The sequence below is a fragment of the Mesorhizobium sp. M4B.F.Ca.ET.017.02.2.1 genome, assembly GCF_003998955.1.
Classification (GTDB): Bacteria; Pseudomonadota; Alphaproteobacteria; order Rhizobiales; family Rhizobiaceae; genus Mesorhizobium; species Mesorhizobium abyssinicae.
The window spans coordinates 1-10,644 of sequence record NZ_RZOF01000225.1 but is presented as its reverse complement, the minus strand read 5'-3'; the positions used below and the strand labels follow the sequence as shown (position 1 = coordinate 10,644).

Sequence of the window (10,644 nt, the reverse complement as noted above, 5' to 3'; positions counted from 1 at the left end):
GGGACAAGGGCCCCCGCCACGCCAGCAAGGCCCATGACCGAGCCGAGCGACAGGTCGAGCCCGCCCGAGCCGATGACGAAGGTGGCGGCGATCGCCAGCACGCCGATCGTCGATGTCGCGAGCAGGATGTTGAGGAAATTGCTCAGCGACAGGAAGAACGGCGACAGCAGCGCCATCGCCCCGCTCAGCGCCACAAGCACCAGCAGCGACTCCAGCCTGATGTGGAGCCGTTCGACGGATGCGCGCTGCACCCGAGCCCAGAAACCGGGCTGTTCAGAAGCCATGTCTTTGCACCTTTGAGAGCGGCCGTTAGGCAGTAGGGCAGTAGGGATTAGGCAGTAGTGGATTAAGGAGCGACCTGAAGCGATGCGAACCGCTTACTCCCCTACTGCCTACTGCCTACTGCCTATTCCCTATTCCCTATTCCCTGCTCACTTCACATATTGCAGCATCGGCTCCTTGCCGGCGTCGAGCATTTCCTTGGTCAGCACCAAGGTAGGCACGGCGATGCTCTCCTCGACCTTCTCGCCGGCGAGCGCCTTCTTGACGTTCTCGACCGCCTGCTTGCCGACCAGATAGGGGAGCTGCGCCACCGAAGCGTTGAGGCGGCCCTCCTTGATCGACTTGACCGCATCCGAATTGCCATCGACGCCGATGATCGTCACCTGCTCACCCTTGCCGGCCGCATAGACCGATTCCACAGCGCCGAGCGCCATGGTGTCATTGGCGGAGAAGATGGCGACCAGGTCAGGATGCGCGGTCAGCGTATCGGTTGCGATCGAGGCCGCCTTGCCGCGATCCCAGTCGCCGGGCAGCGAAGCAACGATCTCCAGCCCCGGCGCCAGTTCCTTGAGCTTGTCGGCAAAACCCTTGGCGCGTTTCTGACCGGTGATGTTGCCCGAAAGGCCCTCGATCACCAGCACCGGACCCTTGGCGTCCTTACCGAGCTTGGAGACTAGATATTCTGCGCCCTGTCCGCCGGCCGCGACATTGTCGGAGCCGATGCGGAAGGTGATCTTGATGCCTTCCTTGTCGAGCACCGCCGGATCGAGATTGCCGTCGAGGTCGACCACCTTGATGCCGGCATCCTGCGCCGCCTTCAGGCAGGGCAACAGGTTGGTCGAGTTGATCGCCGCGGTGATCATCGCCACCGGCTTGCGCTCCAGCATCGTGTTGCAGAGGTTGAGCTGCGGCTCGGCCGCCTGGTCGCTCTCGGCGGCCTGCTGGAAATATTTCACCCCGGCTTCCTTGGCGCCGTCCTCGACGCCCTGGCCCATCGCGCCCCAGAACGGGTTGGCAAGCGTTTTCATCAGCACGCCGTATTCGCCGTCCTCGGCCTTGGCGGCGCCTACTGCCGACATCGCCAGAGCGATGCCCAAGGCCATCGTAAATCGATTTATCTTCAGAACGAATGCTGTCACGTTTTCCTCCCTGTTGATTGTCACGCGCCACGAGCCAAAGCCAGGTGCGGCGCCACTCGGTTTTCGACAATGGGGGCTATTGTCGGCTTCCTCCCCCCGAATGCGGGCCGCTGCCTGGCGAGCCAACGGATTCCCGCATCAACACCTTGCAGGGCTCGAGCCGCGCCCTGGGCGGGCCGCCCTCCCCCTCGATCCTGCGAAACAGCACGTCCATCGCATTGCTGGCGATCTCGCGCACCGGCTGCACCACGGCGGCGATCGCCGGCCAGGTCACCTGCATCCATTCGGCGTCGTCGAAGCCGACCAGCGAGATGTCGTCCGGGCAATGCCAGCCACGACGGCGGAATTCGGAAAGCGCCACCAGCGTGCCTTTGAGGAACAGCGAATAGACCGCCGTCGGGCGTTCACCCCGATTGGCACCCTCGCTGAAATAGTCGCTGAGCAGCGTCCGCAGCGGCTCGACCTCGCTTTCGGCAAGCACGACGTCGATGCGGATGTCGGGCACCAGTTGCAGCGCGGTCGCGCGAAACCCTTCGAGGCGGGCGCGCACAGTTGCCGCCTGCTGGCCCAGACCGACGACCAGTATGTGGCGATGGCCCTTGCCGACGAGCGCGCGCGCCACCTCCGCACTTGCCGCGGCGCTGTCGGCCGAAACCGTATCGAATGCGTCGTCGGCGAGCACGCGGTCGATCAGCACGCCGGTCATGCCGTTGGCTTTCATGAAGCCGGCCGCCGGCCCATGCTCGTTGCGCACCGGCGCCAGCACGATGCCGGCGACGCGCCAGTCGTGCATGCGGGCCAGGATCTCCTTTTCGCGCGCTTCCGACTCACGGCTAGAGGCGGCGACCAGCGTGAAACCGCGCTGCTCGGCGAGCCCCTCGAGCTCGCTGACCATCTGGCCGAAGAACTCGCTTTCGAACTCTGGCATGATGGCGCCGATGATGCGCCGCTTGGCCCGGCGCATGTCGGACGCCAGCGGATCGACACGGTAACCGAGGAGATCGACGGCATCGAAGACGCGCTGCGCATTTTCGGGCTTCACCGTGGTGACGCCTGCCAAAACCTTGGAGACGGTGGCGGCGGACACGCCGGCGCGGCTTGCCACGTCGTGGATCGACGGACGCCGCTGCTGGGTCTCCCGATGCGCCATCATTCTGCTCCGAAGGGCGGGTAGCCGCATGCCACCTCGCCAGTTCAATGGATAAATCGATTTTTCGCAGTTGTAAATCGTTTAATCCGGAGTAAAACACCGCTGTGAATGGCACGATCCGGCAACGCCGGGAGGAAACATCATGTCAAACAATGCCTTGCCGCTGGTCATCAGCGCACCCGAGCCGCGCACGCTCGAGCTGATCTTCACACCACCGCAACTGGCGCTCTTTCGCAAGCGATATCGCATCGTGGAAACAACGCCCGAAGGTGTCGCCGGGTTGCCGGCGCATGTGCTTGCCGAGGCGCGCTACATTGTCGGCCAGCCGCCTCTCGGCCCGGAGACGCTGGAACGACTTCAGGCGCTGCGCTGCGTCTTCAACGTCGAGACCAATCTGGTCAACAACATGCCCTACGACACACTGTTTGCCCGCGGCATCCATGTCGTCACCACCGGCCTGGTCTTCGCCGAACCGGTCGCCGAGCTCGGCCTTGCCATGGCGCTCAACCTGGCACGCGGCATCGTCGATGCCGACCTGGCCTTCCGGCAAGGCAAGGAGCTGTGGGGCGGCGACGGCAACGCGACCGCGCGGCTTCTCTCCGGCGCCGAAGTCGGCATCATCGGCTTCGGCGATCTCGGCCGCGCGCTGAACCGCCTGCTGACGGGCTTTCGCACCCTGATCAGGGTGTTCGATCCCTGGCTGCCGCCGTCGATCCTCATCGACAACGGCGTCGAGCCCGCCTCGCTCGACAAGGTGCTGTCGGAGAGCGATTTCGTCTTCGTCGTCGCCTCGGTGACCAGCGAGAACCAGGGCTTCCTCGGCACCGAGGCCTTCGCGAAAATGCGCAAGGGCGCCGCCTTTATCCTGCTCAGCCGAGCCGGTGTCGTCGACTTCCCGGCGCTGATGCAGGCGGTCCGCAACGGCCAGATCGTCGCCGCCAGCGATGTCTTTCCGGAAGAGCCGCTGGCCAGGGACCATCCGGTGCGCACCCTGCCCGGCTTCCTGCGCTCCGCGCACCGCGCCGGCGCGCTCGACGTCGCCTTCAAGCGCATGGGGGACATGGTGCTGGAGGATATGGACCTGATCGACCGCGGGCTGCCGCCGCTGCGCTCCAAGCGGGCGGAACGCGAGACGGTTTCCAGGATGCGATCGAAGCCGGTCGACAAGAACTGAGGACCAATTCCCGGTAACCGCGCAACGTCATTGCAGGCGTCGGCGGAGTACAATTGAATCGAACGTTGGGCGACCGAAAAGGTTCAATTTGCGCCGGATCCTGTTTCGACAGAATTATCATCTCTCCAGTCGTCTCATCGTGGAACTTTCGTCCAAACCTGTCGTTTGGCCTTCGATCGTTGCTTCGACGATCCCCAAAGCAACAGGAGGATTATATCGTGAACATCAAGATGATAGGGCTGGGCGCCATGGCGCTTTCGATGGTCGCCGGCTCGGCGCTGGCCGCAGGAAACACCGGCACGTCGGCACTCGACGACCCGGCCAAGATGCAGCCCTTCTATACCGACTCCAGCATGAAGACGATGGTCAGCAGCGATGACTTCGTGAAGGCCTGGAAGGCGCTGACGCCAGAAGACCAGATGGCGATGATGACGGCCTGCGACGACGAGTCGAAGAACGCCAATCCCACCAACACCCATCCGGAGTTCTGCAGCAGCGTCAAGGCTAACGGCGGCAGCAAGTAGACCTGCCGACATCGCAACGGATGAAACGGCTCCGCTTGCGGGGCCGTTTTCTTGTTGGTCGGGACTCTACAGCGACCGCAGCCGAAGCGCATCGCGGGCGATGCGCCAGGCGGATTCGACATGCCGCCGCGCCGCCGCCTCCGCCTCTTCCGGCTTGCGCGCCCTGATGGCGTCCATGATCGCGTTCATTTCGTTGATCGCCGGCTCGCGGCGGTTTTCCGAGGCGATCGTCATCGAACGCAGCTGGTTGATGCGAACATTGAGCCCGGTGACGATCTCCCAGGCGATCCGCTTGTCGGCGGCCTCGAACAGCACCTCGTAGAAGCTGGCCGTCGCCCGCATGACCTCCACCGGGGCGCCCGAGGCCCAGGCTTCGAGCAGCTTTTCCAGGGCGGCGTCGAGAAGAGCGATCTGTTCCTTGGTGGCCGAGGTCGCGCAGGCTCGCGCGGCGATGCCTTCCAGCAGCGCGCGCAGTTCGTAGATCTCGTCGGTACGGCCGAGGTCGGGCTTGGCCACGGCTGGTCCGTGGCCCGGTACCATCTGCACCAGGCCCTCGGCCTCCAGTTGCCGCAACACCTCGCGCACCACCGAACGGCTGACGCCGAGTTGGTCGCACAGCGGCCGCTCGACCAGCCTTTCGCCGGGCTGGAAATGGAAATCCATGATCGCCTCGCGCATGCGCTCCAGCGCCAGTGTCCGCAGCGTCTTGGCAGAACGGTCGATCCGAAGCGTGTCGTCAGCCATTTTTTCCGCCCTTAGGGCAATTCCAGGAAAAGTGTGAAGCGGCTTTCCGTCAGGAGTTGCGTCAAAACAAAGAGTTAGAGCGGGTCGCCGTTTCCATGGAACGGCGAGGCACTCTGGCGTCGCCACAAAAACAGATTCCATGGCCGGTTGACAAGGTTCTTGGCTCTCCATATCATGGTATACCATAAGACGAGATAGAAATGACGAACCCGCATCGCGCCGTTTCGTCCGAGGAATTTCATGAAACCGGCCATTCGCAAGATCGTGACCTATGTCGAGAACACGCTGATCGAAGGCGGCAAGGCGGCGCCCCGCCCGCTGCGCCTGATCGGCGTTGCGGCGGTTCTGACAAACCCGTGGGCCGGACGCGGCTTCACCGAGGACCTGTCGCCAGAGATTCGCGCCGTCGCCCCGGTGCTCGGCGAAACGCTGACCAACGAGATCATTGGCGTCGCCGGCTCCGGCGAAGCGATCGAAGGCTACGGCAAGGCCGCCATCTGCGGCACGTCGGGCGAAGTCGAGCACGCTTCGGCGCTGATCCACACGCTGCATTTCGGCAACCACTATCGCCGCGCCGTCGGCGCCAAGACCTATCTCGCCTTCACCAATCTGCGCGGCGGGCCGAACACGCCGATCATGATCCCGCTGATGGACAAGAACGATGAAGGCCGCCGCTCCCACTATCTCACGGTGCATTTCCAGATCGGCGACGCACCGGCGCCCGACGAGTTGGTGGTGGCGCTCGGCGCGTCGATCGGCGGCCGCCCGCATCATCGCATCGGCGACCGCTACCAGGACCTGAAGGAACTCGGGGATCTGCATGGCTGACGCCGCCGCACTGGCCCTGGGCAAGGCTCCCGACGGCACCGGCTTCATCCGAGCCGGGTCCGGAGCGCCGGTTCTGCTGATCCATGGCGTCGGCATGGGCGCGGCGATCTGGCAGCCGCAGATCGCCTTGATGCAGGACCGCTTCGACCTGATCGCCATCGACATGCTCGGCCATGGCGGCTCGCCGTTGCCGCCGCAGGATGCCGGGCTGCCGGACTTCGCCGACCAGGCGATCCGCCTGCTCGACCATCTCGGCCTCGACCGCGTCGCGGTCGTCGGCCATTCGATGGGCGCGCTGGTCGCACAGGAGATCGCGTTGCGCGCCCCGTCGCGTGTCAGTTCCGTCGTTTGCCTCAACGCCGTCTTCCGCCGCCCGCCGGAACTTGCGCAAGCGGTGCGCGAACGGGCGGCGGCACTCGGCGGCCATGGCGATCCCCAGGCCATCGCCGCGACGATCGCGCGCTGGTTCGGCGATCCGATCCCGCCGGATCTGGCCGACGCCGCCGCGACCGCGCAAACCGCGCTCGAAGGCGTCGATGCCGAAGGCTACGCCCGCACCTATCGCCTCTTTGCCAGCGCCGACACGGCCCATGTCGATCGCCTGGCCGCACTTGCCGCGCCGGCACTGTTCATGACCGGATCGGAGGATCGCAATTCCACGCCTGCAATGTCCGCCGCCATGGCGCGGCTCGCGCCATCAGGACAATGCCTGGTGCTGAGCGGAGAAAAGCACATGATGACAATCGCTTCGCCCAAGAAAGTGACTCAGCACATCACGGCCTTTCTCGACCGGACGGCCGACGTTGCCGCAAGCGCCGAGGCCGCTTTCGACGCAATCGAATTCCGCCGCGCGCTGGGCTCCTTCCTGACCGGCGTCACCATCGTCACCACGGTGGACGAGGCAGGCGACCCGCGCGGCTTCACCGCCAACTCCTTCACCTCAGTCTCGCTCGAGCCGCCGCTGGTCCTTGTCTGCATCGCCAAGAAGGCGCTGGGGCATCAAGCCTTCTCGACCTCCAGGGGGTTCGCGATCAACATCCTGTCGGAAGACCAGAAGGCCGCGTCAGGCATCTTCGCCTCCAAGGCGGCCGACAAGTTCGCGTCGGTGATCTGGCAGCCGGGCCAGACGGGAAATCCCGTGATCGACGGTTCCGTCGCGGTCTTCGATTGCGACATGGAGCAACTGGTGGATGCCGGCGACCATTCGATCCTCATCGGCCGGGTCCACGATTTCACCCACAACGGCGCGCAGCCATTGGGCTATTGCCGGGGCGCCTATGTCACGCCGGGCCTCAGCCAGGAAGCGCTTGCCGCCGCCCCGCCCGGAACCGAAGTCGGCGCCATCCTCGAGAGCGAAGGCCGCGTGCTCTTCCTCGAGGCGGCGGACGGCTCCCACCAATTGCCGGCCGGACATGGCCTCGGCGCCGCGAACGATGCCCGCAGTCTGAGGGGAAAGCTTGCCGCCAAGGCGATCGACGCCGATCTTGGCTTCCTTTATGCGGTCTGGGACGATGCGACGGACGCCACGCGCACCCATGTCTACTATCGCGGCACGATGAGCGCCCCGCTGTCCGGCGACGGGCAGATCAGGCTTGTCGACATCGACCGGATGGCCGATCTCAAGATCGCCGATCCGGCGGTGCGCTCGATGCTCGCCCGTTATGCGCGCGAGCGCACCGAGGACCAGTTCGGCGTCTATGTCGGCAATGAGGTCGAAGGTGAGGTCCGGCCGCTCGCCAAGGCCGCGCCGTCAGCAGCAATCCATTCCGGCCACGGGTGAGACCGATGAAGTTTTCGCTTTTCGTCCATATGGAGCGCTCGGATCTGGCCAAGCCGCAATCCGAACTGCTGACGGAGCTGGAGGAACTCGTCGTGCTGGCCGAGCAGGCAGGCTTCGAGGCCGCCTGGATCGGCGAGCATCACGGCATGGAATTCACCATCTCGCCGAACCCGTTCGTCAACATCGCCTATCTCGCCGCCAAGACCTCAAACATCCGCCTCGGCACCGGCACCATCATCGCGCCCTTCTGGCACCCGATCAAACTCGCCGGCGAAGCCGCGATGACCGACATCATCACCAGCGGCCGGCTCGACATCGGCATCGCGCGCGGCGCCTACAGCTATGAGTATCAGCGGCTCTTCCCTGGGCTCGACGCCTGGGGCGCAGGCCAGCGCATGCGCGAGATGGTGCCGGCACTGCGCGGCCTCTGGGACGGTGATTTCGAGTTGTCCGGCGAGTTCTGGTCCTTCCCGCCGACCACCTCCTCGCCCAAGCCCTTGCAAGCCCCCTACCCGCCGATCTGGGTGGCGGCCCGCGATCCGAATTCGCACGACTTCGCCGTCGCCAACAAATGCAACGTGCAAGTGACGCCACTTGCCTCCGGCGACGGCGAGGTGGCGAGCCTGATGGAGCGCTTCAACACCGCCTGCCAGGCCCATCCGGACATAGCGCGGCCGGAAATCATGCTGCTGATGCACACATTCGTGGCCGAGGACGCCGCCGACGCCGACCGTCTGGCACGGGATCTGTCGCTGTTCTACTGCCAGTTCGGCGCCTGGTTCCAGAACAAGAAGCCTGTGCATCAGGGCATTCTGGAGCCGCTGACCGAGGACGAGATCGCGGCCATGCCGCAATACGCGCCCGACAAGATCAGGCAGAACCTCGTCATCGGCGAGGCCGACGAGGTGATCGCCAGGCTGAAGGCCTATGAAGCGCAGGGCTACGACAAGTATTCGATCTGGATCGACAGCGGCCTTTCGCATGAGCGCAAGAAGAAGTCGCTGCGGCTCTTCATCGACAGGGTGATGCCGGCCTTCCAGGCGGGGTCGCGATGAGCACCGTAGCCTTCAAGAATTATATAGATGGGGCGTTCGTCGAGGCGGCGGCGACCTTTGACAGCATCGATCCTTCGACCGGCACCCCCTGGGCGACGATGCCGGCCGCTGGCGTCGCCGATGTCGACCGCGCCGTCGAGGCCGCGCATCGGGCGCTGCGTTCCGGTCCCTGGGCCTCGCTGACGGCGACGGCGCGCGGCAAGCTCCTGGTCAGGCTCGGCGATCTCGTCGCCGCCAATGCCGGCCGGTTGGCGGAACTGGAAACGCGCGACACCGGCAAGATCATCCGCGAGACGCGCGCCCAGATCGCCTATGTCGGCGACTATTACCGCTACTATGGCGGCCTCGCCGACAAGCACGAAGGCGCCTTCATCCCGATCGACAAGCCCGACATGGAGGTCACGGTCCGGCCGGAGCCGATCGGCGTCGTTGCCGCGGTCGTGCCCTGGAATTCGCAGCTCTTTTTGTCGGCGGTCAAGCTCGGCCCGGCGCTGGCAGCCGGCTGCACCGTCATCCTCAAGGCTTCCGAGGAGGGTCCGGCGCCGCTGCTCGCCTTTGCCGAGCTTGTCCATGAGGCCGGCTTTCCGGCGGGTGCCGTCAACATCCTGACCGGCTTCGGCCACGATTGCGGACGCCGCCTGACCAGCCACCCGCTCGTCGCCCGCGTCGCCTTCACCGGCGGCCCCTCGACAGCCCGCCAGATCATCGCTAACACGGCCGAGAACCTCGCCTATACGACGCTGGAACTCGGCGGCAAGAGCCCGGTTGTCGTGTTCGCCGACGCCGATCTCGACAGCGCCGCCAACGCCGTCGTCGCCGGCATCTTCGCCGCGACCGGGCAGAGCTGCGTCGCCGGCTCGCGCCTCCTGGTCGAGCGCTCGGTCAAGGACGAGTTCCTTGCCCGGCTGAAGCGCAAGGCTGAGGCCATTGCCATCGGCGATCCACAGGACACCGCCACCGAAATGGGGCCGCTCGCAACCTTGCGCCAGCGCGAACGGATCGAGACGATCGTCGCCGAAAGCCTGGCCGGCGGCGGCCGGCTCATCACCGGCGGCGCACGGCCCGAGGGCAAGGCGGACGGCTTCTACTACGCGCCGACGATCATCGAGGCGCAGAACCAGGCGCTTGCCTGCGTGCGCGAGGAACTGTTCGGACCGGTGCTGAGCGCGCTTGCCTTCGACAGCGAGGCGGAGGCGCTGGCGCTCGCCAACGACACACCCTTCGGCCTCGCCTCCGGCGTCTTCACCACCAACCTCGCCAGAGCGCACCGCATGGCCCGCGGCATCCACGCCGGCGTGGTCTGGGTCAACACCTACCGCGCCGTCTCGCCGCTGGTTCCGTTCGGCGGCTACGGGCTGTCCGGTCTCGGTCGCGAAGGCGGCATCGACGCCATCCGCGACTACACGCGCTCGAAATCGGTGTGGATCCGCACATCGGACGAGCCGATCCCCGATCCCTTCGTCATGCGCTGAGGCGGCATGGCGACGGTGCACTGAAGAACAAGAAACGGAACACACAAAGTCAGAGGAGAACGACATGAAACTGATTTTCGCCGGCATCCTTGCCGGCCTCATGGCAACGACGGCCGCCAAGGCCGAGGAAATGGTGTTCACCAGTTGGGGCGGCACCACCCAGGAAGCCCAGACGAAATCCTGGGCCGAGCCGTTCACCGCTTCAGCCGGCGTCAAGGTGCTGCAGGACGGTCCGACCGACTACGGCAAGCTGAAGGCCATGGTCGACGCCAAGAACGTCACCTGGGACGTGGTCGACGTCGAGATGGACTTCGCCATCAAGGCGGCCAAGGACGGGCTGCTCGAGCCGATCGATTTCGCCGTCGTGCCGAAGGACGATCTCGATCCGCGCTTCAGCAACGAGCACGCAATCGGCAGCTTCTACTATTCCTTCGTGCTCGCCTGGAACAAGGGCGCGGTCTCCGGCGAGCCGGCCGGTTGGACCGACATGTTCGAC

The 10,644-nt window shown here is 65.3% G+C and carries 9 protein-coding genes and 2 pseudogenes; 7 read left to right on the top strand and 4 right to left on the bottom strand.

Going from position 1 to position 10,644, the window contains the following annotated elements:
* The 3 genes and pseudogenes from EN738_RS23065 to EN738_RS23055 all read right to left on the bottom strand — a co-directional run.
* Nucleotides 1-284, bottom strand: a pseudogene (locus EN738_RS23065) (ABC transporter permease); the annotation flags it as partial.
* Between the two features lie 147 nt (nucleotides 285-431).
* Nucleotides 432-1,421: a substrate-binding domain-containing protein gene (locus EN738_RS23060; RefSeq protein ID WP_210214087.1), complete on the bottom strand. Its 990-nt coding sequence runs from the start codon at nucleotides 1,419-1,421 to the stop codon at nucleotides 432-434.
* A 76-nt stretch (nucleotides 1,422-1,497) separates the two neighbouring features.
* Entirely contained in the window at nucleotides 1,498-2,571 is a 1,074-nt protein-coding gene (locus EN738_RS23055; protein ID WP_127285733.1) for a LacI family DNA-binding transcriptional regulator, read from the bottom strand.
* 142 nt (nucleotides 2,572-2,713) lie between these two features.
* Here EN738_RS23055 and EN738_RS23050 point away from each other — a divergent pair, with 142 nt between their 5' ends.
* A complete protein-coding gene (locus EN738_RS23050) occupies nucleotides 2,714-3,745 on the top strand; it encodes a hydroxyacid dehydrogenase (protein ID WP_127285732.1) in 1,032 nt (343 codons plus the stop codon).
* Between the two features lie 218 nt (nucleotides 3,746-3,963).
* On the top strand, nucleotides 3,964-4,269 hold the full coding sequence (locus EN738_RS23045; RefSeq protein ID WP_127285731.1) for a hypothetical protein: 306 nt from the start codon (nucleotides 3,964-3,966) through the stop codon (nucleotides 4,267-4,269).
* 66 nt (nucleotides 4,270-4,335) lie between these two features.
* Here EN738_RS23045 and EN738_RS23040 read toward each other — a convergent pair whose 3' ends face one another.
* Complete coding sequence (locus tag EN738_RS23040) at nucleotides 4,336-5,013, bottom strand: GntR family transcriptional regulator (RefSeq protein WP_127285730.1); 678 nt, start codon at nucleotides 5,011-5,013, stop codon at nucleotides 4,336-4,338.
* Between the two features lie 240 nt (nucleotides 5,014-5,253).
* Here EN738_RS23040 and EN738_RS23035 point away from each other — a divergent pair, with 240 nt between their 5' ends.
* The 5 genes and pseudogenes from EN738_RS23035 to EN738_RS23015 form a co-directional block, all read left to right on the top strand.
* The gene (locus EN738_RS23035; protein ID WP_126058973.1) at nucleotides 5,254-5,841 is read left to right on the top strand and encodes an amino acid synthesis family protein; all 588 of its coding nucleotides are present in this window, start codon (nucleotides 5,254-5,256) and stop codon (nucleotides 5,839-5,841) included.
* A complete protein-coding gene (locus EN738_RS23030) occupies nucleotides 5,834-7,621 on the top strand; it encodes an alpha/beta fold hydrolase (protein WP_127285729.1) in 1,788 nt (595 codons plus the stop codon). Before EN738_RS23035 ends, EN738_RS23030 begins: the two co-directional genes overlap by 8 nt.
* A gap of 5 nt (nucleotides 7,622-7,626) precedes the next feature.
* Nucleotides 7,627-8,676, top strand: coding sequence for an LLM class flavin-dependent oxidoreductase (locus EN738_RS23025; RefSeq protein ID WP_127285728.1), 1,050 nt, complete (start codon nucleotides 7,627-7,629; stop codon nucleotides 8,674-8,676).
* The gene (locus EN738_RS23020) at nucleotides 8,673-10,148 is read left to right on the top strand and encodes an aldehyde dehydrogenase (RefSeq protein ID WP_127285727.1); all 1,476 of its coding nucleotides are present in this window, start codon (nucleotides 8,673-8,675) and stop codon (nucleotides 10,146-10,148) included. The genes EN738_RS23025 and EN738_RS23020 overlap by 4 nt, the downstream gene beginning before the upstream one ends.
* A 64-nt stretch (nucleotides 10,149-10,212) precedes the next feature.
* Nucleotides 10,213-10,644: pseudogene (locus tag EN738_RS23015) on the top strand (ABC transporter substrate-binding protein); the annotation flags it as partial.

What these genes read in the sequence shown, in the direction of transcription:
- EN738_RS23030 (WP_127285729.1), top strand. Translation starts at nt 5,834, where the DNA reads ATGGCTGACGCCGCCGCACTGGCCCTGGGCAAGGCTCCCGACGGCACC.
- EN738_RS23020 (WP_127285727.1), top strand. Translation starts at nt 8,673, where the DNA reads ATGAGCACCGTAGCCTTCAAGAATTATATAGATGGGGCGTTCGTCGAG.
- EN738_RS23050 (WP_127285732.1), top strand. Translation starts at nt 2,714, where the DNA reads ATGTCAAACAATGCCTTGCCGCTGGTCATCAGCGCACCCGAGCCGCGC.
- EN738_RS23040 (WP_127285730.1), bottom strand. Translation starts at nt 5,013, where the DNA reads ATGGCTGACGACACGCTTCGGATCGACCGTTCTGCCAAGACGCTGCGG.
- EN738_RS23035 (WP_126058973.1), top strand. Translation starts at nt 5,254, where the DNA reads ATGAAACCGGCCATTCGCAAGATCGTGACCTATGTCGAGAACACGCTG.
- EN738_RS23055 (WP_127285733.1), bottom strand. Translation starts at nt 2,571, where the DNA reads ATGGCGCATCGGGAGACCCAGCAGCGGCGTCCGTCGATCCACGACGTG.
- EN738_RS23025 (WP_127285728.1), top strand. Translation starts at nt 7,627, where the DNA reads ATGAAGTTTTCGCTTTTCGTCCATATGGAGCGCTCGGATCTGGCCAAG.